Origin of the sequence: Streptosporangium sp. DT93 (assembly GCF_049844535.1) — a bacterium.
In the GTDB taxonomy this organism is placed as follows: domain Bacteria; phylum Actinomycetota; class Actinomycetes; order Streptosporangiales; family Streptosporangiaceae; genus Streptosporangium.
This window is the reverse complement of the sequence record NZ_JBNCLF010000012.1, coordinates 1-23,635: the sequence shown is the minus strand read 5'-3', so window position 1 is coordinate 23,635 and position 23,635 is coordinate 1. Positions and strand designations below refer to the sequence as shown.

Genomic DNA, 23,635 nt, shown 5'->3' with positions numbered 1-23,635 from the left:
GCGGCATCCCCTCGCGAGATACGCCGTCCTGCTCATGGCGCTGGGGCTGATCGGCGGGCTCTACACCGTCGCCCTGGCGGCCTCCTCCCCGCGGCAGGCCGACGCGGCCATCGCCTCCGGCAGGGCCGACGACGTGGCCGAGGGCAAGAAGCTCTTCGAGCGCAGCTGCTCCAGCTGCCACGGGCAGAACGCCGAGGGCACCGGCCAGGGACCGACGCTGGTCGGCGTGGGCTCGGCCTCCGTCGACTTCCAGGTCGGCAGCGGCCGCATGCCCCTGGCCAACCCCTCGTCGCAGGCCCCGCGCAAGCCCGTGGCCCCCTGGGTCACCAAGGACACCCTGCGGCAGCTCGGCGCCTACGTCCAGTCCCTGGGCGGCGGTCCGACCACGCCGGACGCCGAGACGGTCGACGCGAGCAAGGGCGACCCGGTCAAGGGCGGTGAGCTCTTCCGGGCCAACTGCATCCAGTGCCACAACTTCGTCGGCGCGGGCGGCGCCCTCACCCAGGGCAAGTACGCCCCGTCGCTGAACCAGGCCACCGAGCGGCAGATCTACGAGGCCATGGTCACCGGCCCGCAGGCCATGCCGGTCTTCAACGACAGCATCATCACGCCCGAGCAGAAGCGCGACATGATCGCCTACATCGTGGGCGTGCGCAACGAGCCCGACCCGGGCGGCTCGGGTCTCGGCCGTATCGGCCCGGTCACCGAGGGGCTGGTGGCCTGGGTCGTCGGCCTCAGCCTGCTCTCCCTGGCCGCCATCTGGATCACCGCGAAGAGGCGACAGGCCACCAAATGACTGAGAACAATCACGACACCGAACAGCCCGAGGAGCGCGCGCCCAAGCGCGTCATCGGCACCCCCTCGCCCGCGACGAGCGGCTCGCTGCTCGGCACCGGCCGCGACGCCACGGCGGCCCCGTCCGCCGGGACCGCCGCGGACGTCCAGGTGCCCGGAGTGGTCCCGCAGGACGAGGCGACCGCGAAGAAGGGCGAGCGCTACTCCGCCCTCTGCTTCGCCGTCGCCGCCCTGGCGGGTCTCGGCTTCGTCGTCTCGTACGTGGTCTTCCAGGTCGGCGACATCGCCAAGACGCAGGTCTCCAACCTCGCGCTGGGCGGCACGCTGACCCTGGCGCTGCTCGCGCTGGCCGCGGGCATGGTGACCTGGGTCCGCATGGTCATGCCGAAGTACAGCATGGTCCAGGAGCGCCACCCGATGGCCTCCGACCCGGCGACCAGGTCCTACGTCGGCGAGACCTTCATGCAGGGCGCGGCCGAGAGCGGGATCACCAAGCGCCCGCTGCTGCGCCGCAGCCTGCTCCTCGCCGCCGCCCCGCTGGGCCTGGCCCCGCTGGTGCTGCTGCGCGACCTCGGCCCGAGCCACACGAACTTCCCCGGGAAGCTGCGGCACACCGTCTGGGGGGAGAAGACCAAGGACGGCAAGCCCCGCAGGCTGCTCGTCGAGGGAACCGGCGACCCCATCAGGGCGGCCGACTTCAACTCCCCCGGCGGCATCCTGTCGGTCGTGCCCGACGGCTACGAGCACGACCTGAACGCGCTGGCCAAGGCCACGCTGATCCTGATCAAGTTCCGGCCCGAGGAGCTCAAGTCCGGGGTCAACAAGAACTGGACGAGCAACGGGATCGTGGCCTACTCCAAGATCTGCACGCACGTCGGCTGCCCCGCGGCCCTGTACGAGCAGACCACCCACCACATCCTGTGCCCGTGCCACCAGTCGACCTTCGACGCCGCCGACGGCGCCAAGGTCATCTTCGGCCCGGCCGCCCGGCCTTTGCCCCAGCTGCCCATCGCCGTGGATAATGAGGGGTACCTCGTTGCTACGGCGGACTTCGCCGTCCCTGTCGGTCCCAGCTTCTGGGAGCGTGGCGACGCCGAGGCCGAGGCCCGTGAGAACGGAGCCACACAAAAATGAGTGTCGAAAGCGTTCCCAAGCCCATCGTGGGCGCGGGTAACTTCGTCGACGACCGGATCGGGGCGGGAAACTTCCTCCGGCGCAACCTGCGCAAGGTCTTCCCCGACCACTGGTCGTTCCTCCTCGGTGAGATCGCTCTCTACTCCTTCATCATCCTCCTGCTGACCGGCACGTTCCTGACCCTCTTCTTCAAGCCCAGCATGGCCCACGTGGAGTATCTCGGCTCCTACAAGGCGCTCTACGGCGTCACGATGTCCGAGGCCTACGCGTCGACGCTGGAGATCAGCTTCGACGTGCGCGGCGGCCTGCTGATGCGCCAGATGCACCACTGGGCGGCCCTGCTGTTCATCGGCGGCATGATGGTGCACGCGCTGCGGGTGTTCTTCACCGGCGCCTACCGCAAGCCGCGCGAGCTCAACTGGATCATCGGCGTACTGCTGCTGACGCTGGCGCTGGCCGAGGGCCTGACCGGCTACTCCCTCCCCGACGACCTGCTCTCCGGCGCGGGCCTGCGGATCACCGAGGGCGTGGCGATCTCGCTGCCGCTGGTCGGCACCTGGATCACCTTCTTCCTCTTCGGCGGCGAGTACCCGGGCGAGGACGTCGTCTCCCGGTTCTACTCGCTGCACATCCTGCTGATCCCGGGCATCCTGCTGGCGCTGATCAGCGCCCACATGATCCTGATGTGGGTGCAGAAGCACACGCAGATGCCGGGCAAGGGACGCACGAACGAGAACGTGGTGGGCTCGCCGTTCTACCCGGCCTTCATGATCAAGGCCGGCGCCTACTTCATGTTCACGTTCGGGGTCATCGCGCTGCTGGGGACCTTCGCCCAGATCAACCCGATCTGGCTGTTCGGCCCCTACACCCCGGCCGACATCTCGGCCGGTTCGCAGCCCGACTTCTACATGGGCTTCCTGGAGGGCTCGCTCCGCCTGATGCCCGCCTGGGAGCTCAACCTCTTCGGCCAGTCCGGGGGGACGCTCGCGATGAGCGTGCTGATCCCCGCCCTGTTGCCGATGGGCATCATCATGACGGGGCTGGCGCTCTACCCGTTCATCGAGCAGTGGGTCACCGGGGACCGGCGCGAGCACCACATCGCCGAGCGTCCCCGCAACAACCCCCACCGCACCTCGATCGGCATGGCCGCGGTCTCCTTCTACGGGGTCCTGTGGCTGCTCGGCGCCAACGACGAGATCGCCGCGTTCTTCCAGGTGTCGCTGAACTGGACGACCTACATCGGCCGATTCCTGATCATCGCTGCCCCGGTGGCGACCTACATGATCACCTACCGGGTCTGCCTGGGGCTGCAGCGCGGTGACGCGGCCGTCCTCGGCCACGGCGTGGAGTCCGGCGTGATCAAGCGCCTCCCCCACGGCGAGTACATCGAGGTGCACGTCCCGCCGCACGAGGCCATCGAGGCCCACATGCGCAACAGGGAGATCGTCCCGGTCATCTCCGACCGGGGCGCGGCGGGCCGGGACGGCATCCCGTCCAAGGCGATGCGCGGCCCGCTGGGCAGGCTCCGTCTCAAGATGAGCCGGGCCTACGGCGGCGAGAAGATCCCGCTGGAGGCCGGTCACGGAGACGGCCACGACGACGGTCACGCTCTCGGCCACGGCGAGCACGCGGCCATCGGCCAGGGCGGCCAGAGTGGCCAGGGCGACGACGACAGGTCCCTGACCCGCTGACACGGTCCCCGATCCCCCGGGGCTCCCCGCCCGGTCCGCCGGGCGGGCCCCCGAAGGGGCTGAGGGGCCGCCGGAGGCCACGCGGAACGACGAGGGGGCCCGGACACCACATCGGTGTCCGGGCCCCCTCGTCGTGCGTCCCGGCCCTCGCGGGCTCGTGCGCACCGCTCTCCCGGACCCCGCCTCCCTGACCCCGCCACCTCCCGGAGGACGCCCGGGCCGCCCCGCGCTCAGACGTCGTCGGTGGTGAAGTGCTTGAGGCTGCTCCACTTCAGCCACTGCCGCCAGCTCTCCTGCCAGTGCCCCCAGCCGTTGGTCGGCTCCAGGACGCGGGGCGAGCCGGTGATCACGATCGGGTCCCCGATCAGGGTGTTGTCCAGGAACCACTTGGCGTTGGACGGGCTGACGTTGACGCAGCCGTGGCTGACGTTGGAGTACCCCTGGGAGCCGACCGACCACGGGGCGCTGTGGATGTACTCGCCGCTGTTGGAGATGCGGACGGTGTCGTAGACGGTCAGCCGGTAGTAGCCCGACGAGCCGGGCCCGATCCCGGGCGAGACCATGACCGTGACGTTCTCCCGGGACATGGCCAGGTGCACGCCGCTGGTCGTGTGGTACTTCCAGACGCCCCCCTGACCGGCGCTCATCGGCATCTCACGGACGACCCTGCCGTTGCGCCGCACGGTGAGGTGGTGGGACAGGACGCTGCCGCGGGTGATCTGCGAGCGGCCGACCTTGAAGTCGACGGTCCGGTTCGCCGCGCCGTACAGGCCGGGGCCGCCGCGCACCCCCGCGAGGCGGGCCTGTACGCGGACCCTGGTGCCGGCGGGCCAGAATTTCTTCGGGCGGAAGTGCACGTTGCGGTCGTCGAACCAGTGCCAGGCGCCCAGGACCGGCGTGGAGGTCCTGACGGTCAGGTTGCGCTCGATCGAGACCCGGTCGGTGACGGCCCGGTCGAAGGTGATCATGATCGGCATGCCGACGCCGACGGTCAGGCCGGTGTCGTAGCGGCTCGGCATGAAGTTCTGGATCGCGTACGTCTCGCGGGCCTTCACCGTGGAGAAGGACGTGATGGTGCGGGTCTCGGTGCCCGCCGCGTCGGTGGCCGTCGCCCTGACCTCGTAGGCGGCCCCTGGAGCCGCCGTGCCCCGGCTGCGCCATTGGGTGCCGTCGGCGCTGAGAACGCCCGTCAGGGGCTTCCTGGAGCCCTTCAGGGCTATGACGCTGACCTGTTTCAGCGTGCCGCCCTGCGCGGCGACCACGATCGGCACGTCGGTGGGGACGCCGGCCGCCCCGTTCAGGGGCACCACCGTCACGACGGCCGCCGTCGCGGGCGAGGCCGTCGCGGACCCCGCGGGCCCCGTCGATCCCGCCGAGCCGGCGGGCGGAGCGGTGCTCGTCGAGCAGGAGGCCGTCACCAGGGCGAGGGCCAGCAGTCCGGCCCCCCGGCTCGAACCACGGATCGCGTGCCCCACATGAACTCCCCTGTCCGGAACGAACCACTGATTCAGTTATTACCCGGTGTAAGCGGTCCACCACAGGCGACATCCACCCGGAGCGTCCAATAAAAACCAAAAAGCGGACCACGGAAGATTTCCGTGGTCCGCCTGCCGGGAGTGCGGCGCGAGCCGGTGGGGCCGGTCCCGCGCGGGTGCCCGGGGGTTCCGGGAGGGGGTCAGTGCGAGAAGTGGCCCCGGTAGTACTCGAAGACGAAGCCGATCGTGGCCATCAGGACCGCGAAGACGCCGATCAGGAACAGCCACCAGCCGATGACCAGGCCGACCGCGGTGAGCGCGACCGCCAGGCAGACGAACAGCGGCCACCAGCTGTGCGGGCTGAAGAAGCCGAGCTCCCCTGCGCCGTCGCTGATCTCGCCCTGCTTGTCGTCCTCCGGCTGGTCGCCGATGCGGCGGGCCGTGTACATCAGGTAGTAGCCGATCATGAACGCGAAGCCCACCGAGATGGCCATCGCGGTCGTGCCGACCGGCTCCTTGGACCAGTACCAGTAGACGACGTCCACGGCGGCGAAGAAGACGCCGCAGAGGATGAAGAGCCAGCCCTGAACCTTCATTCGTTCTCCTCCAGCTCACGGGGGGCCGGCTTGTACGGTCGCTTGAGGTCGAACGCGGGGCGCTCGGACCTGATGCGGGGAAGCGAGGTGAAGTTGTGCCGCGGCGGCGGGCAGGAGGTCGCCCACTCCAGGGAGTTGCCGTAACCCCACGGGTCGTCCACCGTGACCTGCGGCGCGGTCCTGGCGGTCTTCCACACGTTGTACAGGAACGGCAGCGTCGAGGCGCCCAGCAGGAACGCGCCCACCGACGAGACCATGTTCAGGTCGGTGAAGCCGTCGATCGGGCTGTAGTCGGCGTACCGGCGCGGGAAGCCCTGCGCGCCCAGCCAGTGCTGGACCAGGAAGGTGGTGTGGAAGCCGATGAACAGCGTCCAGAAGTGGATCTTGCCCAGCCGGTCGTCCAGCATCTTGCCGGTGAACTTGGGCCACCAGAAGTAGAACCCGGCGAACATCGCGAACACCACGGTGCCGAAGACCACGTAGTGGAAGTGCGCGACCACGAAGTAGGAGTCGGCCACGTGGAAGTCCAGCGGCGGGGAGGCCAGGATGACGCCGGTCAGGCCGCCGAACAGGAACGTCACCAGGAAGCCGATCGAGAACAGCATCGGCGACTCGAACGACAGGTGGCCGCGCCACATGGTGCCGATCCAGTTGAAGAACTTCACCCCGGTGGGCACCGCGATGAGGAACGTCATGAAGGAGAAGAACGGCAGCAGCACCTGGCCGGTGGCGAACATGTGGTGCGCCCACACCGTGATCGACAGGCCCGCGATGGCGATGGTGGCGCCGACCAGGCTGATGTAGCCGAACAGCGGCTTACGGCTGAAGACCGGGATGACCTCGGTGATGATGCCGAAGAACGGCAGCGCGATGATGTACACCTCGGGGTGACCGAAGAACCAGAACAGGTGCTGCCACAGCAGCGCGCCGCCGTTCTGGGGGTCGAAGATGTGCGTGCCGAGCTTGCGGTCGGCCTCCAGCGCCAGCAGCGCGGCGGCCAGCACCGGGAAGGCCATCAGCACCAGGATCGAGGTGAGCAGGACGTTCCAGGTGAACATCGGCATCCGGAACATGGTCATTCCGGGCGCGCGCATGCAGACGATCGTGGTGATGAAGTTCACCGAGCCGAGGATCGTGCCCAGACCGCTGATGGTCAGGCCGACGATCCACAGGTCGGCGCCGATGCCGGGAGAGAAGATCGCGTCCGACAGCGGGGCGTAGGCGGTCCAGCCGAAGCTCGCCGCGCCGCCCGGGGTGATGAACCCCACCAGCGCGATCGTGCTGCCGAAGGCGAACAGCCAGTAGCTGACCATGTTCAGCCGCGGGAAGGCGACGTCGGGGGCGCCGATCTGCAGCGGCATCAGCTCGTTGGCGAACCCGGCGAACAGCGGGGTCGCGAACATCAGCAGCATGATCGTGCCGTGCATGGTGAACAGCTGGTTGAACTGCTCGTTGCTGATCATCTGGAGACCCGGCTGGGCCAGCTCCGCCCTCATGACCAGCGCCATCACGCCGCCGATCAGGAAGAAGACGAACGAGGTGATGAGGTACAGGTGTCCGATGATCTTGTGATCGGTGGACGAGGCCCACTTGGTGACGATCGAGCCCTTGCGGGTCGGCGTCACCGGGGACGGGGAGATGACGAGGGGATCGTTGAGCGCTGTCACTGGGCACCGGCCTGACTGGCGATGTACTGGTCGAACTCGGCGGCGGGCACGAGCTTCACCGAGAAGAGCATCCGGCTGTGGTCCACGCCGCACAGCTCGGCGCAGCGTCCGGCGTAGACGCCGGGCTTGTCCAGGGTCCGGACCTCGAACCTGTTGTCCACGCCCGGGATCACGTCCAGCTTGAAGTGGAACGCCGGGACCCAGAAGGAGTGGATGACGTCGGGCGAGTCGAGCTCGAACTTGATGTTCTTGCCGGTCGGCAGCACGAGCTGCGGGCCCTTCAGGTAGTTCTCCGCCGGCATGCCCGCCACCTGGACGGTCTTGCCGCCGGCCTCGGTGGTGAAGCGCCAGCTCCACTGGAAGCCCTCCACCTTGACCGTCACGTCAGGCTTGCCGGACATCGTGGTGATGTAGTTCTGGTCACGCGCGGTGAAGAAGAAGAAGACACCGACCATGATGATCGGGATCACCGTGTAGAGGATCTCGATCGGCAGGTTGTACCGCACCTGGGGCGGCAGCTCGTCCGGGGAGTTCTTCCTCTTGCGGTGGAAGGCGACGGACCACAGGATCAGCCCCCACACGACCACACCGGTGCCGAGGGCCGCGATCCACGATCCGTTCCACAGACTCTGGACGGCATTGGACTGCTCGGTGATGCCCTCGGGCAGGCCGCCTCGCGACCAGTCTTGGGCGCTGCACGCCGTCAGGGAAACCAGCGACAGCGCCAGAGCGGCGGCGCGTGGCACCCGGCGGCGTGCCAACGGACGCCGTGCAGAACGGCGGGTCGGACTCACGGATCGCCTACCCCACAGATGAAGCCCAGGAGTCGCTCCTGGGAGGTCGTTTGTTCACGTTCAGGTTTTCGTAGTCAGTAGCTTCACGCTGGGGGACACATTAGCGCGACCAAGGGCCGCCCTCCCTCCCAGCCCCCGCCCGCACCGCGCGTGGTGCGACGATTGGGGGCGTGGCGTACTTCGACGCGGCCTCCACGGAGCCGCTGCACCCCCAGGCCCGCGAGGCTCTGATCGCGGCCCTGGACGTCGGCTGGGCCGATCCCGCGAGACTGTACGGCTCGGCCCGGCGAGCCGGAATGTTACTGGAACAGGCCAGGACCGAGGTGGCCGAGGCGCTGGGCGCCAGGCCCGACGAGGTCTCGTTCACCTCCTCGGGCACCCAGGCGGTGCACCTGGGCGTGCTGGGCACCCTGCACGGGCGGCGGCGGGCCGGGCGGCGCCTGGTGACCTCGGCGGTGGAGCACTCCAGCGTGCTGCACGCCGCGGGCATCCACGAGCGCGACGGCGGCGCGGTCGAGACGGTCGGCGTCGGCATCACGGGCGCGGTCGAGGCGGGCGCGTTCGCCGAGGCGGTGCGCGTCGAGGGCACGGCCCTGGCCTGCCTGCAGAGCGCCAACCACGAGGTCGGCACCCTGCAGCCGGTGGCCGAGGTCGCGGAGGCCTGCGCGGAGGCGGGGGTGCCGCTGCTGGTGGACGCCGCCCAGACCGCGGGCAGGACGGCGCTGCCCGGCGGCTGGTCGGTGCTGGCCGCGAGCGCGCACAAGTGGGGCGGCCCGGCCGGGGTGGGGGTGCTGGTGGTGCGCAAGGGCACCCGCTGGCGCAGCCCGCTGCCCGACGACGACCGCGAGCGCCGGCGGGTGCCGGGCTTCGAGAACGTCCCGGCGATCGTCGCGGCGGCGGCGGCGCTGCGGGCCACGGTGGCCGAGTCGGCCATCGAGTCGGCCCGGCTCGCCGCGCTCGTGGACCGGATCAGGACCGAGGTGGCCCGGAGCGTCCCGGATGTCGAGGTGATCGGCGACCCGGTGGCGCGGGCACCACACATCGTCACCTTTTCGTGTCTTTACGTGGAAGGTGAGGCACTTCTGACCGAACTGGACAGAGCGGGGTTCTCGGTATCCTCCGGCAGCTCGTGCACGGCGAGTACGCTTCGTCCGTCGCATGTTTTGGAGGCCATGGGCGTGCTCACCCACGGGAACGTGCGGGTGTCGCTCCCCCGGGGCGCCTCGGCGACGGATGTCGACCGATTCCTGTCGGTCCTGCCGGAGGCGGTGCGCCGTATCCGGGAGGAGGCGGGGGTAAAACTGTGATCAACATTCGGGGAGTGAAGAGGTCATGACGTCCAGCCAGGCCACCTCGGCGGGTGCCGCCCAGCCCCCTGCCCTGACGATCGACGCGCTGGGCAGGAAGTGCCCGATCCCCATCATCATGCTGGCCGAGCAGATCAACTACGTCCCGCTCAACGCGATCGTCGAGGTGCTGGCCGACGACCCCGCCGCCTTCACCGACATCCCCGCCTGGTGCCGGCTGAAGTCGCACCGCCACGTGGCCAGCTACGAGCTCCCGCAGCGGGGCTGGGCCATCCACGTGCGACGTAATTACTGATCCGCCCCTTTTCATCACTGATCTGGCTATAAGTCGGGTATGTCCTCATTGGACAATCCGACCAGTGATCCGGGGGGACGACATGAGCGGTGAGACCGCCAGAGATCTGATGCACGCCGGGGTGCGGTGCGTCGAGGCGCACGAGACGCTCGACCGGGCTGCGCAGATGATGCGCGACATGAACGTGGGCGCCCTGCCCATCTGCGGCAGCGACGACCGGCTCAAGGGGATCATCACCGACCGCGACATCGTGGTGAAGTGCGTGGCCCACGGCCAGGACCCCTCCAAGATCACCGCCGGGGATCTCGCCACGGGCCTGGTCTGGGTCTCGGCGGACGCCGATGTCGCGGAGGCGCTGGCCAAGATGGAGCAGAACCAGATCCGGCGGCTGCCGGTGATCGAGAACGGCCGCATCATCGGCATGATCAGCGAGGCCGACCTGGCCAGGCACCTGCCCGACGACAAGATGGCCGAGTTCGTGCACCGCGTCTACGCGGGCGGCTGACGGCCCGCTCTTCCCCGACGGAGGCCACGCCACATCGGGTGCCATGCCCGCGACAGGGCCGCGCCGGGGCCCGCCCGAAGGACGGCGAGGCGTGGCCCCGGCGGGGTCGTGGCGGTGCGGCGGCGCGGTCAGGCGTAGTGGGACTTCAGGAAGCCCGACACGTCCGCGGCGGCGTCGGCGCCGTAGGCACCGGCGAGGCGCTCCAGGAAGACCTTCTGGCCGAGCTCGTACTCCTGGCCGCCGACGCACTCCAGGACGTGGGTGGCGACGAGGTTGCCGACCTGGCCGCAGCGCTCCAGGGGCAGCTCCCAGGCCAGGGCGGCCAGGAAACCGGCGCGGAAGGCGTCGCCCACCCCGGTGGGGTCGGCCTTGCCGAGCTCGGGCGCGGCGGGGACGTGCAGGGACGGCTCGCCCTTGCGGTCGATGACGACGCCCTTGGGGCCGAGCGTGGTGACGCGGACGCCGACCCGGTCGAGGATCTCCTCGTCGCTCCAGCCGGTCTTCTGCTCGATGATGCCCTTCTCGTAGTCGTTGCCGAACAGGTAGGCGGCACCGTCGACGAGCTGGCGGATCTGGTCCCCGGGCATGCGGGCGAGCTGCTGGGAGGGGTCGGCCGCGAACGGGATGCCCCGCTCGATCGCCTCGGCGGTGTGCCGGAGCATCGCCTCGGGGTCGTTGGGGCTGATCACCACCAGGTCCAGGCCGCCGACCCGGTCGGCGACCGGGCGCAGCTCGATGAGGCGGGCCTCGGACATCGCGCCGGTGTACAGCGACGCGATCTGGTTGTGGTCCTCGTCGGTGGTGCACAGGAACCGGGCCGTGTGGTGGACCTCGGAGACGTGCACGGAGTCGCAGTCGACGCCGTGACGCTCCAGCCAGGACCGGTAGTCGGCGAAGTCCGCGCCGACCGCGCCGACCAGGACGGGCCGCAGTCCCAGGCAGCCCATGCCGAAGGAGATGTTGGCCGCGCAGCCGCCGCGGCGGATCTGCAGGTCGTCCACCAGGAACGACAGGGACACCCGGTCGAGCTTCTCGGCGATGAACAGGTCGCCGAAGCGCCCGGGGAAGGTCATCAGGTGGTCGGTCGCGATGGAGCCGGTGACGGCGATGCGCACGGGGTTCTTCTCCTCGTCGTCGGCATCTCGGGGAACGTGGGCGTCGAGCCTCGCAAGAATACGCGACCTCGCGGGCGCGCGAAGGCCCCGCGAGGCGAGTAATTTCATCTCGCGTTGATCTCGCGGGGCCTTCGCGACCTCGTCCCTGCGGACGGGCCGCCCCGTCCGGACCGGCTGTGCTACCCGATCTAGTTGAACGAGTCGCCGCAGGCGCAGGAGCCCGTGGCGTTCGGGTTGTCGATCGTGAAGCCCTGCTTCTCGATCGTGTCGACGAAGTCGACGGTGGCGCCCACGAGGTAGGGGGCGCTCATCCGGTCGGTGACCACGCTCACGCCGTCGAAGTCGGAGACGACGTCGCCGTCCATCGAACGGTCGTCGAAGAAGAGCTGGTAGCGCAGGCCGGAACAGCCACCGGGCTGCACGGCCACGCGCAGCTGGAGACCCTCCTCGCCCTGCTGCTCCAGCAGGCTCTTGACCTTCGCCGCGGCCGCGGAACTGAGGATCAGGCCCTGCGCCGTGGTCTCGCTGCTCTCAACCGACATGTGGTGACTCCCGCGTCTGCGTCGGCCGCTCCCCGGGAACGGCTGTCTGTGAATGACGTCCTTCTCAGACGCTACCAACACCTGTCCCGGTGCACACATTCCTCGGAAGCCGCACGCTTCCGTCCCGGATCCGGAAACCCCCTCCCGGCGAACGGGACCCGTGAGGGGTGTGTCATCATTAGTCGTCACTTCGACGATAAGGGGGTGTGGCCGTGACGACCACCGAGACCGGGCTTCCGCTCTTCGTCCTCGGCAGGGGTGTCGACCCGCACAGCGAGCGCGGCGTCGACTGTCCCGGTGAGCTGCCCGCGGCGTCCGACCCGGCGCTGGTGGAGCGCGCCCGGCGGGCCAAGGCGGCGCTCGGCGAGCGGGTCTTCGTCCTGGGCCACCACTACCAGCGCGACGAGGTCATCGAGTTCGCCGACGTGACCGGCGACTCGTTCAAGCTCGCCAGGGAGGCAGCGGCCCGCCCGGACGCGGAGTACATCGTCTTCTGCGGCGTGCACTTCATGGCCGAGTCCGCCGACATCCTGACCTCCGCCTCGCAGAAGGTCGTGCTGCCCGACCTCGCGGCCGGGTGCTCGATGGCCGACATGGCCACCTTCGACCAGGTCGAGGAGTGCTGGGAGGTGCTCCAGGACGCCGGGATCGCGGACGTCACCGTCCCGGTCACCTACATGAACTCCAGCGCCGACATCAAGGCGTTCTGCGGGCGCAACGGCGGCGCCGTGTGCACCTCCTCCAACGCGAGGAAGGCCCTGGAGTGGGCCTTCCAGCGCGGCGAGAAGGTGCTCTTCCTGCCCGACCAGCACCTGGGCCGCAACACCGCGGTGCTGGAGATGGGGCTGAGCCTGGACGACTGCGTCGTCTACGACCCGCACCGGCCGAACGGCGGCCTGACGCCCGAGCGGCTGGCCGCGGCCACGGTGATCCTGTGGAAGGGCCACTGCTCGGTGCACGGCCGCTTCAGCGCGCAGTGCGTGGACGACGTCCGCGCCCGCATCCCCGGGGTCAACGTGCTGGTCCACCCCGAGTGCCGGCACGAGGTGGTGACCAAGGCCGACCACGTCGGCTCGACCGAGTACATCATCAAGAAGATCGAGCAGGCCCCGGCCGGGTCCTCCTGGGCGGTGGGCACCGAGCTGAACCTGGTCAAGCGGCTCGGCGCCATGTTCCCCGACAAGCACGTGACGTTCCTGGACAGGACCGTCTGCTACTGCTCGACGATGAACCGGATCGACCTGCCGCACCTGGTCTGGGCGCTGGAGTCGCTCGCGGCCGGCCAGGTCGTCAACCAGATCACCGTGGACGAGGAGACCGCCCGCTGGGCCGGGGTCGCGCTGGACCGGATGCTGGCCCTGCCCTGATCCGGACCTGATCCTGCCCTGCCCTGCTGTGATCCGGCTCCGATCCGGTCCTGGATCACGCCACGGCCCCGCTTCGAGCGAGGCGGGGCCGGTCCGGGCGGGTGGGCACGCGGTCGCGCGGACGGGCCCCGGCGGGTGGTCACCCGCCGGGGCCCGTCGTGTGCCGGGAACCTGTCGCGTACCCGGGATCGGGGAGCGGCCCGGGCGGGCCTACTCCAGCTCGTAGACCAGCTTGACGCTGACCGAGACGTTCCGGCGGCCGGGGCTGATCGAGGCCTTGTCCGCGCTCGCGGCGCTGAAGCGCGGCGTCGGCGGGGTGACGCTCTGCTCGCTGATCTCCAGGGGGATGCCGAGCCTGCGGCCGGCGAGCCTGGCGTACTGCACGGCACGGAGCTGGGCGTCCCTGAAGGCGATCTCGCGGGCCGCCTTGAGCGGCACGCGGTTGTCGGAGACCTCGAAGGAGACCCCGTTCAGCCGTACGGCCTCGCCGACCGCGGCCACCGCGTCGACCACGTCGTCCGCGGAGTCGATGTTCCTGATGATGGCCTCGACACCCTGCGCGGCCCGGTAACCGGAGACCGTGGGATATTCCTTGTACTCGGGGCCGAGGGAGAGCTCGTCGGTCCTCAGGTCCCTGGCCGCGACCCCGGCCGCGAGCAGCGCCCGCGTCAGGGCGTCGGCGGCGGTGCGGGCGGCGGTGAACGCCTCGCTCGCGGTGGGACGGCGCACCTCCACGCCGGTGTCGAGTCGCATGACGTCGGGGGTGACCGATATCACACCCTCTCCCATCACCGCGATCTGTGGCCGGTCCACCACGGCGGCCGTGACGCGCCCGGAGCCTGCGGGCTCGACGGGCTCGGAGTCGGCGAGCGCGGTACCGCCGAACAGCCCGGCGGAGGCCAGGACGGCCGAGACCACCGCCTGTGACATCTTGATCATAGGATCATGCCACCACGGAGCCACGGGCCACGGCGCCGCGCCCGCCGCGGCTCTGTCATGTCCTGGCCGGATCCCGCCCGGATGTTTACCCGGACGCGGACGGGCGGGATCCGGCGACCGGACGTGCAGGATCGGGCAGATCAGGCCGGACGGGCCGGACGGGCCGGATCCGCAGATCAGGCCGGACGGGCCGGATCCCCGGGACAGGCCGGACGGGCCGGGTCCGCGGGACAGGTCGGACGGGCCGGGTCCGCGGGACAGGCCGGACGGGCCGGGTCCGCGGGTCAGATCCGGGTGAGCTCCCGCCACCAGGTCAGCAGCGCGGCGTCGCCCTCGACGGCGTAGTCGTCGGCGCCGCGCCGCCCCCACAGCACCTGGAGCAGGTCGGCCGAGGTGGCGGCGCGGACGGTCACGTCCCCCGGCTGCGCGGACCGCCGGTGGTGGAAGCGGTCGGGATCGAGGGTGACCACCCATCCCGCCCCGGTGTCGGCCTGCAGGGAGATCGTCTCGCCGCCGCCCCTCAGCTCGGTCACGCCCGGCTGCCAGGGCACGTGCCGCAGCAGGTCGAGGAACTCCTGGACCCCGTCGGCCGCCACGTCCTCGTCGACCGAGACCGGGACGCCCAGCGCGAGTTCGGCGTCGATCCGGTGCACGACCGTCTCGTGCAGCATCCGCCTCGACCAGAACCGCACCCGCCGGTCGTCGGCCCAGGACCACATCGGCGCATCGCCCTGGCGGGAGAGCAGGATCCCCGACAGCAGGGCGCCCCCCTCGTCGAGCCAGTCCGGGCGGTCGTCCACGCCGGCGGGCAGGTTCATCTCGATCTCGTCGGGACCGTAGGGCCGCTGGGTGAGGTCCCGTACCATCGCGGCCGCCCAGCGGTGCGCGCCGCCGGCGTGCTCGACGAGCTTCGCCAGGTCCCAGCCGGGGCAGGTCGCCACCGGGACCGACAGGTCGCGGCCCCGCACGACCCCGGCCATGCGGCCGATCTCCGTCCCGACGGCCTCGGCGTGCTCGGCGTGGGTCCACTCGCGCATGTCATTCTCCCCGGGTGAATCGCATGAACTGCTTCTCGTACTCCTTGGCGTCGGTGGTGGTGGCCAGCACCCGCCTCACCTCGCCCTTGAAGTCGAACACCACGGCCTCGTAGCCGGAGCCCTTGCGCCGCCAGCCCGCGATGTGCCGATCGTCGTACCAGCCGATCAGCCGTTCCGTCGGGAACGGGATGCGCACCTGCGGCGGGCCGTCGGCCACCGTCGACCAGACGCAGATCTCCTGCTCGGTCTTCTTGCAGTACGTCAGCAGCGACGAGCCGGACGGCGAGAGGTCGTCACCCTCGACGGTGATCGGGGTGCCCACGTCCAGCAGGGTCTGCAGCACGGTGCCCCGCAGGTCGTAGAAGCGGATGCGCTGGGTCTTGCCGTCCAGCGCCCAGGTGCCCACGGCGCGGCCGTCGCCCCGCCAGAAGTAGCTCCACTTCCCGGCGTCCCTCTCCTTGATCCGGACGATCCTCGCCTTCTTGGCGGCCACGTCGACGATCGCGAAGCCGTACGCCTTGCTGGTGTCGCCGACGGCCTCGTAGAGCGTCACCAGGCCGCGCCTGCCGTCCGGCGACCACTGCGGCAGCGTCGGGTAGACCGGCGCCTTGGTGACCCTGATCCTGCTCGCGGCGCCGGTGCGGTGGTCGACGACCGAGACGATCGAGTAGCTCTGCGCGTCGTACACCCGGTCGGTGCCCAGCGCCTGGGTGCCCGCCGCGTTGACCGTGTACTGGAAGTACTTGTCGTTCTTGAGGAACCGGCCGGTCCCGGCCCTGCGGACGTAGAGGTTCTTGTCCCACTCCAGGCTGTACGAGCTCAGCTTGATCGGGTCCCGGTCGCTCTCGTGGAGGGTGAGCGCGCTGCCGGGGAGCTTGATCGAGGTGGTGTCCTGCGGCACCTCGGGGGCCTCGGGCGTCGGGGTGGCGGAGACGTCCGGGGTCGGCGTGCCGTCCGTCCGGGTGGCCACCGTCCCGCCGGTACCGGGGTCGGTGCCGTCGCGCGTGGCCAGCACGATGCCACCGGCCACCAGGGCGGTGGCCAGCAGGGCGCCCCCGACCGCGAGCCACGTCCCGCGCCGGCTCCTGGCCGGCACGGCCTGCCCGGGGTGGGCCGGCACGCCCTGTCCCCGGTACGGGGGGGCGCCGGAGGGACGGGTCGCGGGGGCGCCGTACGCCGGGCCCCCGGGCTCGGCCCGGTACGCCTGGTGCGGCTGCCGCGGGTCCTGGGGATGTCCCCCCTGGACCGGGTACCCGCCGGGGCCGGTCGCGGGGGCGCCCTGCTGCCAGGCGTGGCCGTGCGCCTCGGGGCCCTGCGGACGGCCTCGCGGGTCGGGATTCTGCGGCAGGCCCGGCCGCTGCGCGTACGCCTGCGGGCCGGACTGCTGCGCGTAGGCCTGCGGGCCCGACTGCCCCGGGTGGGCGTGTGAGTTCTGGGCGGGGCCGGGCTGCTGGGCGTACCCCTGCGGGGCGGACCACTGCGCCGCGTAGGGCTGCGGGCCGGACTGGCCCGGATGGGCGTGGGAGTTCTGCGCGCCCGGGTGGGCGTGGGAGTTCTGCGGGCCCGACTGATGGGCGGGTCCCTGCGGCCCGGACCATCCCGCGTACCCGCGCGGGTCGGAGGTCTGCGCGGGTCCTGGCCCGGCCGGCCGGCCGGCCGGGCCGGAGCCTCCCGGGTAACCCCGCGGGTCGGAGTTCCGCGGGTCCTGGACGGGGTAGCCCCCGCCGGGGCCGCTCTGCCAGGCGAGCGCCTGCCGGTCCTGGTCCGCCTGCCAGGTGTGGTCGCCGCCCGTGGAGCGGGGTCCCCCGTGTCCGGCGAGCCCGGGCTCGTCGCCGGCCGCGTACCCGCCGGGGCCGGGGCCGGTCCGCTGGGCCGCGGCGGCGGAGCCCTCGGCCAGGATGCCCCGGGGCGCGGTGGGCGCCGGGGCGCCGGCCTGGCCGCCGGCGTGACCGAGCAGCCGCAGCAGCGCCTCGCCCGCCGTGGGTCTCTGGGCCGCGTCCTTGGACAGGCACTGCCCGACCAGGTCGCGCAGGGCCGGATCGGTGATCGCCGACAGGTCGGGCTCCGCGTTCATGATCCGGTTGAAGATCGCGGGGAGGCTGTCGGTGCCGAACGGCGGTTGCCCGGTGGCGGCGAAGACCATGGTGCACCCCCAGGCGAACATGTCCGCCGGGGATCCCGCGTTCTCCCCGGCCAGCTGCTCGGGGGTCATGTAGGAGGGGGTGCCGATCGCCATCGCGGTCAGCGTGGAGGTGCGGTCGAGGGCCTTGGCGATGCCGAAGTCGATCACGCGGGGGCCGTCCGGGGCCAGCAGCACGTTGGACGGCTTGAAGTCGCGGTGCACGATCCCGGCCTGGTGGATCGCGACCAGCGCGGTGACCGTGCCGATCGCCAGGCGGTGCAGGGCCGCGCCCTCGCGGGGGCCCTCGTCGCTCACCACCGCGTCCAGGGTGGGACCGTCGACGTACTCGCTGATGATATACGGGCGGTGCGCCTCCACGCCGGTGTCGATCACGGCGGCGGTGCAGAACGGCGCGACCCGCCGGGTCGTGCTGACCTCGCGGACGAAACGCTCCATCGCCTCCTCGTCCTGCGTGAGGTCGGCGCGGAGCAGTTTGACCGCGACCCGGACTCCCGTGGGGGATTCGCCCAGGTAGACCGTTCCCTGACCACCCTCGCCGAGGCGGGCGGTGAGCCGGTACTCCCGTACCCGCTCGGGATCCCCGGGCCGCAAGGACGCGAGGTCCGCCATGGTCACACCCTTCTCCCGTATGGACTTCAGGGTCCCATTGTGGGGGCAAAGGGTCACAGGACGTACATCAAACCGCAAGCCGGACGGACCGCTGTGGCGCGTTCCACCGGGCCCGTGAGCCCAGGCCCGCACGGGGTTACGGGCGGCAGCGGGACCCGGCACGGCGGGGTCGCGGGCCTCGGTCCGCGCGGGGTCACGGGCCTCGGTCCGCGCGGGGTCACGGGCCTCGGTCCGCGCCGGGTCGCGGGCGGGAGCGGGACCCGGCTCAGAGGCCGGGGGCGTCCCAGAGGGGGAACCAGCGGCCCAGGTCCTGCTCGATCCGGAGCTCACCGCCGAGGGCGGCGCGTACCTGCAACTCCAGCGCGTTGTCCCTGCGCCGGCCGGGACCGCCCGCTCCGGTTCCGGCCGCCGTTCCGGTTCCGGCCGCCCGGTCGGGCAGCGGGGCGAACGGGTAGAAGGTGCCCTGCTTGTAGAGGTAGACCAGGGCGAGCCGGCGGCCGTCGGGAGCGGCGGGGACGGGGGCGGCAGGAGCGGGAGCGGCGGGGTTGAAAACGGCGGGATCGGAGGCGGCGGGGCCGGGAGCGGCGAAGGAGACCAGCGAGCACAGCAGCGAGGGACCGAATCCGGCCGCCTCCAGGGAGGAGTTGACCGCGTGCAGGTCGGTGACGAGATCGCTGAGCGGGTCGCCCGGGGAGCCGTCGAACGGGTCACCGGCAGGGACCTCGGACCGATCACCGGGAGGGGCCTCGGAAGGGTCGGCGGGAGACCCGGCCGCGGGGCGCCGGGAACCGTCACCGGGAAGGACCCCGGAAGGGGCGTCGAGCGGGTCGCCGGAGGAACCGCCCGTGCGGCGTACCAGGAGCCAGGTGTAGCCGAAGGAGTCCGTGGACACCCGCACCGGCGGCCCTCCCCCGGCGTCCAGGAGTCCGGTGACGTCGCGCTCCAGTTCGGCGAAGGCCGCACCCTCGGCCGCGCGGAAGCAGACCGCCCCCAGTCCCGTCGGCGCCAGCCCGGTCGCCGCCCGCAGGGTCACCGCGGCCGAGGGAAGCGCGAACAGCGCGTCCAGGTCGGGCCTGGCCACCTCCGAGCGGCCCAGCAGCCTGTCCCACCAGCGTGTCCGGCCCACCCGGCTCATCCGCCCCGGCCGAGCTGGGCGGAGATCCTGCCGAGCTGCTCCAGGCGCCGTTCCAGCGGCGGGTGGGTCGCGAAGAGCGCGGACAGGCCCGCCTTGCCGGACAGGGCGGGCACGAGGAAGAAGGCGTTGAACGGCTCGGCCTCGCGCAGGTCCCTGGTCGGGATGCGGGCCATCTCACCGCTGATCTTGACGAGGGCGCCGGCCAGGACCGAGGGACGCTGGGTGAGCAGGGCCCCCGCCCGGTCCGCGGCCAGCTCCCGGTAGCGCGACAACGCCCTGGTCAGCAGGAAGCCGAGCCCGTACACCAGGGCCGAGACGAGCAGGATGATCATGCCGATCGGCAGGCCGCCCCGGTCGTCGCGCCCGCGCCCGCCCAGGCCCCCGTAGAGGGCCACCCTGGTCATGAGCCCGGCCACCACGCCGAGGAAGGAGGCGATCGTCATGACCGCGACGTCGCGGTGGGCGACGTGGGACATCTCGTGGGCGAGCACGCCCTCCAGCTCACCGGCGTCCAGGCGGCGCAGCAACCCCGTGGTCACGCAGACCACGGAGTTCTTACGGTTGCGGCCGGTGGCGAACGCGTTGGGCACGTCGGAGTCGGCGATCGCCACCCGCGGCTTGGGCATGTCGGCCAGCGCGCACAACCGGTCGACCATGCCGTGCAGCTCGGGGGCCTCCTGCGGGGTGACCACACGCCCGTGCATCGCGAACAGCGCGAGCCGGTCGGACATGAAATACTGCGTCAGCAGGAAGCCACCGGCGATCAGCAGCACCAGGACGGCCCGGACGCCCGACGCGACCAGCACGGCCACGAAGATCACGTAGAGCAGTCCGAGCAGGAACATGGTCACCACCATGCGCCTGGTCAGTCCCCGGTCCGGGGCGAACCGGGTCTGTGCCATACGCCCACGCTAGCCGGGGATCAGCCCCTCATTACCGAGCATCTCCCGCACTTCATCCATGGAAGCGTCGGCCGGCGGCAAAATCAGCTCCGAGGACTCCAGGCTGTCGTCGGGCAGCGCCCTGCCGACGTGGCGGACCTTGTCGAGCAGGGCGTGCAGCCGCGTGCGGAAGGCCTCCTCCTCGCCGGCCTCGATGGCGGACTCCAGCTCGGCGTCCAGCGTGTTGAGCACGTCGAGGTCGGCCGAGGCGATGTCGATCTGCCCCTCACCCATGATGCGGACGATCACTGGCCCTCCCCCGGCTGGCGCAGCTGCTGGGTCTGGTTGTCCTGCTGCTGGGGCGGATACTGCTGGGCCTGCTGCTGCGGGTGCTGGGGCTGCTGCTGCGGGTGCTGCTGGCCCTGGCCGGACGTGATCGCGCCCTGCGGGCCGCTGCCCTGGCCGAGCTCGGCCTTCATCCGCGCGATCTCCAGCTCCACGTCGTGCCCGCCGCCCATGCGGTCGAGCTCGGCCTGGATGTCGTCGCCGCGCTGGCCGCTGAAGTCGTCGAGCGCGCCGCTGGCCAGCAGCTCGTCGATGGCGCCCGCGCGGGCCTGCATGGAGGCCGTCTTGTCCTCGGCGCGCTGGATCGCCAGGCCGACGTCGCCCATCTCCTCGGAGATGCCGGAGAACGCCTCGTTGATCCGCGTCTGCGCCTCGGCCGCGGTGTAGGTCGCCTTGATCGTCTCCTTCCTCGTACGGAAGGAGTCGACCTTGGCCTGCAGGCGGTGGGAGGCCGTGGTGAGCTTCTCCTCCTCGGCCTGGAGGTTGTCGTGCTGCACGCGCAGGTCGGCGATCTGGGTCTGCAGGCCGCCACGGCGGGTCAGCGCCTCGCGGGCCAGATCCTCACGGCCGACACCGAGGGCCTTGCGGCCCTGCTCCTCAAGCTTGCGCGACTGCGCCTCGATCTGGTTGATCTGAAGTTCCACACGCTTACGGGAGGTGGCGACGTCCGCCACGCCCCGGCGCACCTTCTGCAACAACTCCAGCTGGCGCTGATATGAGTAGTCCAGGGTCTCGCGAGGATCTTCCATCTTGTCCAACGCGTTGTTCGCCTTGGACCTGAAGATCAGCGAAAGTCTCTTCATCACGCTCATGCGCGTCGGCCGTCCCCTTCTTCAAGTGCGCTTCGGGCCCACCCAGTGATCCCGGCCCCCGAAAAGCACCGGAGCCACCATAGGGTTCACCCTACGCATAACGCGCGGGGGCGTCACTAAGTTGCAGTCCCGGTAGGCTGACGTTGTGTTCCGACGTACCCAGACCACCGCGGACGACTCCCCCGCCTCCGCCAACGATCCTAAGCCTGCGGGCAAGGGGCGTCCCACACCCAAGCGGCGGGACGCCGAAGGCCGTCGCCGTCAGCCGGTGAACGCGCCCCAGAACCGCAAAGAGGCCTACCGGCAGCTTCGCGAGCGGCAGTCCAACGAGCGCGTCAAGGCGCGCGAGGGCATGCTGCGCGGCGACGAGCGCTACTTCCCCGTCCGCGACAAGGGGCCCGCCAGGAAGTTCGCGCGCGACTGGGTCGACTCCCGGCGCATCGTGAGCCAGTACTTCCTGCCGTTCTCCATCCTGATCCTGCTGCTGACCTGGATCCCCTTCCCGGCGAGCGTGCGGGGGTACGTCTACGTCGCGGTGATCACGATCGGCTGGCCGCTCATGATGATCGGCGTGCTGCTCACCTCGATCTGGGTGTCGTGGAAGGTCAAGAAGCTCGCCGCCGAGAAGTTCCCGGGCGAGAACCTCAAGGGTGTCGGCTTCTACGCCGCCATGCGTGCGCTGCAGATCCGCAAGCTGCGCTTCCCGCCACCCGCCGTGCTGCCGGGCGGCAAGCCCGTCCCGCCGAAGAACTGACGGCCGCTCCCGCCGACGACGCGGGAGACCGGCCCTCCGAGCCCCGTCCCCCACCCCCGGGGGCGGGGCTCCTCGTGTCCCAGGGGTCCAGGGGCCGGGCTCATGTCCGGGGCCGGGCACCGCCGTCCGGGAACGGCGACCTCAGGGACTTCCCACACACCGGGCCGTCCCCCCCGGGAACGGCGTCTCGCCGATTCCGGCACGCCCGGCGGGGCATCCCGGATCATGGAGAATCACCGCACCGGTTAGTGAATCATCGGGCCGGTTAGTGTCGGACCATGGAATTCCGTCACCTTGGCCGCAGCGGTCTCATGGTCAGCGAGATCAGCTACGGCAACTGGATCACCCACGGTTCTCAGGTAGAGGAGGACGCCGCCAAGCAGTGCGTACAGGCGGCCCTCGACGAGGGGATCACCACCTTCGACACCGCCGACGTGTACGCGGGCACCAAGGCTGAGGAGGTCCTCGGCCGCGCCCTGCAGGGCGTCCGCCGTGAATCCCTGGAGATCTTCACCAAGGTCTACTGGCCGACCGGCAAGGGCCCCAACGACCGCGGCCTGTCCCGCAAGCACATCACCGAGTCCCTGCACGGCTCACTGCGACGCCTGCAGACCGACTACGTCGACCTCTACCAGGCGCACCGCTTCGACTACGAGACGCCGCTGGAGGAGACCCTCAAGACGTTCGACGACCTGGTACGCCAGGGCAAGGTCCTCTACGTCGGGGTCAGCGAGTGGACCGCCGAGCAGATCGGCCGGGCGCTGAAGATCGCCGACGAGATGGGCCTCGACCGCCTGGTCTCCAACCAGCCCCAGTACTCCATGCTGTGGCGGGTCATCGAGGCCGAGGTCGTGCCGCTGAGCGAGAAGGAGGGGGTCGGGCAGGTCGTCTTCTCGCCGATCGCCCAGGGCGTCCTCACCGGCAAGTACCTGCCGGGACAGCCGCCCCCGGAGGGCTCCCGCGCCACCGACCCCTCGGGCGGCACCTTCATCTCCCGGGTGCTCACGGACGACGTGCTCACCCGTGTCCAGGACCTGCAGCCGATCGCCGCCGACCTGGGGCTGAGCATGGCCCAGCTCGCGGTGGCCTGGGTGCTGCAGAACCCGAACGTCTCCTCGGCCATCGTGGGCGCCAGCAGGCCCGGGCAGGTCCGCGACAACGTCAAGGCCTCCGGCGTGAAGCTGGACGCCGAGGTGCTGAAGAAGATCGACGACGTTCTCGGCCCGGTCGTCGAGCGCGACCCCTCCAAGACCGTGAGCCCGGAGAAGCGCCCCTGACCCTGGCCCGGCCCTTCCCTCGTTCAGGCGGGGGACCGGTCCCCCGCCTGAACGACCCCCACGCCCGTGAGGGCCGGAACCAGCCCTCGGTGTGAGCAAGGACTGGAACCATCCTCATGGTCGTGAGGACCAGGGTCAGCCCTCGGTGTGAGCAAGGACTGGAACCATCCTCATGGTCGTGAGGACCAGGGTCAGCCCTTGGTGTGAGCGAGGGCCGGAACCACCCTCACGCCCGTGAAGGGCGGGAACGGCGATCTCCCCACGCCCGTGAGGGACGTGGACGGCGTTCTCCCCGCGTCCGCGGGGACCGGGACCGGGGGGGGGGGGGGGGGGGGGGGGGCCCCCGCCCGGCGCGGCCGTTCCCGCGCCGATCCGTGCCGTCGCGCCGGTGTGCTTTCATGTCAGACGTGGCCACTCCGC

General features: G+C 70.9%; 22 protein-coding genes. 9 read left to right on the top strand and 13 right to left on the bottom strand.

The genetic code is table 11. The annotated features are described in order from the left end of the window. The first annotated feature begins 34 nt into the window (after nucleotides 1–34). From ACLQ2R_RS24195 to ACLQ2R_RS24185, 3 genes are read left to right on the top strand one after another with little or no spacing between them, the layout of a single operon-like run. Entirely contained in the window at nucleotides 35–796 is a 762-nt protein-coding gene (locus ACLQ2R_RS24195) for a c-type cytochrome (RefSeq protein ID WP_425962799.1), read from the top strand. Continuing rightward, complete coding sequence (locus ACLQ2R_RS24190) at nucleotides 793–1,929, top strand: Rieske 2Fe-2S domain-containing protein (RefSeq protein WP_425962798.1); 1,137 nt, start codon at nucleotides 793–795, stop codon at nucleotides 1,927–1,929. The genes ACLQ2R_RS24195 and ACLQ2R_RS24190 overlap by 4 nt, the downstream gene beginning before the upstream one ends. Further along, nucleotides 1,926–3,620 carry a cytochrome b gene (locus ACLQ2R_RS24185; RefSeq protein ID WP_425962797.1) on the top strand — a complete coding sequence of 565 codons (1,695 nt, stop codon included), beginning with the start codon at nucleotides 1,926–1,928 and terminating at the stop codon, nucleotides 3,618–3,620. The genes ACLQ2R_RS24190 and ACLQ2R_RS24185 overlap by 4 nt, the downstream gene beginning before the upstream one ends. 230 nt (nucleotides 3,621–3,850) lie before the next feature. Here ACLQ2R_RS24185 and ACLQ2R_RS24180 read toward each other — a convergent pair whose 3' ends face one another. The 4 genes from ACLQ2R_RS24180 to coxB form a co-directional block, all read right to left on the bottom strand. After that, nucleotides 3,851–5,095 carry a L,D-transpeptidase gene (locus ACLQ2R_RS24180; protein ID WP_425962796.1) on the bottom strand — a complete coding sequence of 415 codons (1,245 nt, stop codon included), beginning with the start codon at nucleotides 5,093–5,095 and terminating at the stop codon, nucleotides 3,851–3,853. A 200-nt stretch (nucleotides 5,096–5,295) separates the two neighbouring features. Further along, nucleotides 5,296–5,691, bottom strand: a complete 396-nt coding sequence (locus ACLQ2R_RS24175) for a cytochrome c oxidase subunit 4 (protein WP_386232569.1) — start codon at nucleotides 5,689–5,691, stop codon at nucleotides 5,296–5,298. After that, nucleotides 5,688–7,358, bottom strand: coding sequence for a cytochrome c oxidase subunit I (gene ctaD / locus ACLQ2R_RS24170; protein ID WP_425962795.1), 1,671 nt, complete (start codon nucleotides 7,356–7,358; stop codon nucleotides 5,688–5,690). The genes ACLQ2R_RS24175 and ctaD overlap by 4 nt, the downstream gene beginning before the upstream one ends. Then, nucleotides 7,355–8,104, bottom strand: coding sequence for a cytochrome c oxidase subunit II (coxB, locus tag ACLQ2R_RS24165; protein ID WP_425962794.1), 750 nt, complete (start codon nucleotides 8,102–8,104; stop codon nucleotides 7,355–7,357). Before coxB ends, ctaD begins: the two co-directional genes overlap by 4 nt. 218 nt (nucleotides 8,105–8,322) lie before the next feature. Here coxB and ACLQ2R_RS24160 point away from each other — a divergent pair, with 218 nt between their 5' ends. From ACLQ2R_RS24160 to ACLQ2R_RS24150, 3 genes are all read left to right on the top strand, one after another. After that, entirely contained in the window at nucleotides 8,323–9,459 is a 1,137-nt protein-coding gene (locus ACLQ2R_RS24160; protein ID WP_425962793.1) for a cysteine desulfurase family protein, read from the top strand. A 25-nt stretch (nucleotides 9,460–9,484) separates the two neighbouring features. Beyond that, nucleotides 9,485–9,754, top strand: a complete 270-nt coding sequence (locus ACLQ2R_RS24155; RefSeq protein WP_425962792.1) for a sulfurtransferase TusA family protein — start codon at nucleotides 9,485–9,487, stop codon at nucleotides 9,752–9,754. An 82-nt stretch (nucleotides 9,755–9,836) separates the two neighbouring features. Then, nucleotides 9,837–10,259, top strand: coding sequence for a CBS domain-containing protein (locus ACLQ2R_RS24150; protein ID WP_425962791.1), 423 nt, complete (start codon nucleotides 9,837–9,839; stop codon nucleotides 10,257–10,259). Nucleotides 10,260–10,387: 128 nt separating this feature from the next. Here ACLQ2R_RS24150 and ACLQ2R_RS24145 read toward each other — a convergent pair whose 3' ends face one another. Together ACLQ2R_RS24145 and ACLQ2R_RS24140 are read right to left on the bottom strand one after the other, a co-directional pair. Beyond that, nucleotides 10,388–11,374 carry a carbohydrate kinase family protein gene (locus ACLQ2R_RS24145; RefSeq protein WP_425962790.1) on the bottom strand — a complete coding sequence of 329 codons (987 nt, stop codon included), beginning with the start codon at nucleotides 11,372–11,374 and terminating at the stop codon, nucleotides 10,388–10,390. A 188-nt stretch (nucleotides 11,375–11,562) separates the two neighbouring features. Then, nucleotides 11,563–11,916, bottom strand: a complete 354-nt coding sequence (locus tag ACLQ2R_RS24140) for a HesB/IscA family protein (RefSeq protein WP_030910261.1) — start codon at nucleotides 11,914–11,916, stop codon at nucleotides 11,563–11,565. A 212-nt stretch (nucleotides 11,917–12,128) separates the two neighbouring features. Between ACLQ2R_RS24140 and nadA the strand changes: the two genes are divergently transcribed. Beyond that, nucleotides 12,129–13,283 (top strand): quinolinate synthase NadA, encoded by a 1,155-nt coding sequence (nadA, locus tag ACLQ2R_RS24135; protein WP_425962789.1) that lies wholly within the window; start codon nucleotides 12,129–12,131, stop codon nucleotides 13,281–13,283. A gap of 210 nt (nucleotides 13,284–13,493) precedes the next feature. Here the strand turns inward: nadA and ACLQ2R_RS24130 are convergent, their stop codons facing one another. The 7 genes from ACLQ2R_RS24130 to ACLQ2R_RS24100 all read right to left on the bottom strand — a co-directional run bounded on the left by ACLQ2R_RS24130 (nucleotide 13,494) and on the right by ACLQ2R_RS24100 (nucleotide 21,184). After that, on the bottom strand, nucleotides 13,494–14,222 hold the full coding sequence (locus ACLQ2R_RS24130) for an SIMPL domain-containing protein (protein ID WP_425962788.1): 729 nt from the start codon (nucleotides 14,220–14,222) through the stop codon (nucleotides 13,494–13,496). A 284-nt stretch (nucleotides 14,223–14,506) separates the two neighbouring features. Beyond that, nucleotides 14,507–15,259: a maleylpyruvate isomerase family mycothiol-dependent enzyme gene (locus ACLQ2R_RS24125; RefSeq protein ID WP_425962787.1), complete on the bottom strand. Its 753-nt coding sequence runs from the start codon at nucleotides 15,257–15,259 to the stop codon at nucleotides 14,507–14,509. A gap of 1 nt (nucleotide 15,260) precedes the next feature. Then, nucleotides 15,261–18,011, bottom strand: a complete 2,751-nt coding sequence (locus tag ACLQ2R_RS24120) for a protein kinase domain-containing protein (protein ID WP_425962785.1) — start codon at nucleotides 18,009–18,011, stop codon at nucleotides 15,261–15,263. A gap of 265 nt (nucleotides 18,012–18,276) precedes the next feature. Continuing rightward, entirely contained in the window at nucleotides 18,277–19,137 is an 861-nt protein-coding gene (gene pspAB, locus ACLQ2R_RS24115) for a PspA-associated protein PspAB (RefSeq protein ID WP_425962784.1), read from the bottom strand. 5 nt (nucleotides 19,138–19,142) lie between these two features. Continuing rightward, complete coding sequence (gene htpX, locus ACLQ2R_RS24110) at nucleotides 19,143–20,048, bottom strand: zinc metalloprotease HtpX (RefSeq protein ID WP_425962783.1); 906 nt, start codon at nucleotides 20,046–20,048, stop codon at nucleotides 19,143–19,145. 9 nt (nucleotides 20,049–20,057) lie between these two features. Next, nucleotides 20,058–20,336, bottom strand: a complete 279-nt coding sequence (gene pspAA, locus ACLQ2R_RS24105; protein WP_425962782.1) for a PspA-associated protein PspAA — start codon at nucleotides 20,334–20,336, stop codon at nucleotides 20,058–20,060. Further along, a complete protein-coding gene (locus tag ACLQ2R_RS24100; RefSeq protein WP_425962780.1) occupies nucleotides 20,333–21,184 on the bottom strand; it encodes a PspA/IM30 family protein in 852 nt (283 codons plus the stop codon). The genes pspAA and ACLQ2R_RS24100 overlap by 4 nt, the downstream gene beginning before the upstream one ends. 145 nt (nucleotides 21,185–21,329) lie before the next feature. On the opposite strand from ACLQ2R_RS24100, the gene ACLQ2R_RS24095 reads away from it, so the two are divergent. Both ACLQ2R_RS24095 and ACLQ2R_RS24090 read left to right on the top strand, forming a co-directional pair. After that, on the top strand, nucleotides 21,330–21,938 hold the full coding sequence (locus tag ACLQ2R_RS24095) for a DUF3043 domain-containing protein (RefSeq protein ID WP_425962778.1): 609 nt from the start codon (nucleotides 21,330–21,332) through the stop codon (nucleotides 21,936–21,938). A 278-nt stretch (nucleotides 21,939–22,216) separates the two neighbouring features. Beyond that, complete coding sequence (locus ACLQ2R_RS24090) at nucleotides 22,217–23,215, top strand: aldo/keto reductase family protein (RefSeq protein ID WP_425962777.1); 999 nt, start codon at nucleotides 22,217–22,219, stop codon at nucleotides 23,213–23,215. The last annotated feature ends 420 nt before the right edge of the window (nucleotides 23,216–23,635 follow it).

Bases quoted from the DNA above. Each gene is read 5' to 3' on its own strand.
- ACLQ2R_RS24195 (WP_425962799.1), top strand. From the start codon at position 35: ATGGCGCTGGGGCTGATCGGCGGGCTCTACACCGTCGCCCTGGCGGCC.
- ACLQ2R_RS24190 (WP_425962798.1), top strand. From the start codon at position 793: ATGACTGAGAACAATCACGACACCGAACAGCCCGAGGAGCGCGCGCCC.
- ACLQ2R_RS24185 (WP_425962797.1), top strand. From the start codon at position 1,926: ATGAGTGTCGAAAGCGTTCCCAAGCCCATCGTGGGCGCGGGTAACTTC.
- ACLQ2R_RS24175 (WP_386232569.1), bottom strand. From the start codon at position 5,691: ATGAAGGTTCAGGGCTGGCTCTTCATCCTCTGCGGCGTCTTCTTCGCC.
- ACLQ2R_RS24155 (WP_425962792.1), top strand. From the start codon at position 9,485: ATGACGTCCAGCCAGGCCACCTCGGCGGGTGCCGCCCAGCCCCCTGCC.
- ACLQ2R_RS24150 (WP_425962791.1), top strand. From the start codon at position 9,837: ATGAGCGGTGAGACCGCCAGAGATCTGATGCACGCCGGGGTGCGGTGC.
- ACLQ2R_RS24140 (WP_030910261.1), bottom strand. From the start codon at position 11,916: ATGTCGGTTGAGAGCAGCGAGACCACGGCGCAGGGCCTGATCCTCAGT.
- ACLQ2R_RS24130 (WP_425962788.1), bottom strand. From the start codon at position 14,222: ATGATCAAGATGTCACAGGCGGTGGTCTCGGCCGTCCTGGCCTCCGCC.
- ACLQ2R_RS24125 (WP_425962787.1), bottom strand. From the start codon at position 15,259: ATGCGCGAGTGGACCCACGCCGAGCACGCCGAGGCCGTCGGGACGGAG.
- ACLQ2R_RS24120 (WP_425962785.1), bottom strand. From the start codon at position 18,011: ATGGCGGACCTCGCGTCCTTGCGGCCCGGGGATCCCGAGCGGGTACGG.
- htpX (WP_425962783.1), bottom strand. From the start codon at position 20,048: ATGGCACAGACCCGGTTCGCCCCGGACCGGGGACTGACCAGGCGCATG.
- ACLQ2R_RS24100 (WP_425962780.1), bottom strand. From the start codon at position 21,184: ATGAGCGTGATGAAGAGACTTTCGCTGATCTTCAGGTCCAAGGCGAAC.
- ACLQ2R_RS24090 (WP_425962777.1), top strand. From the start codon at position 22,217: ATGGAATTCCGTCACCTTGGCCGCAGCGGTCTCATGGTCAGCGAGATC.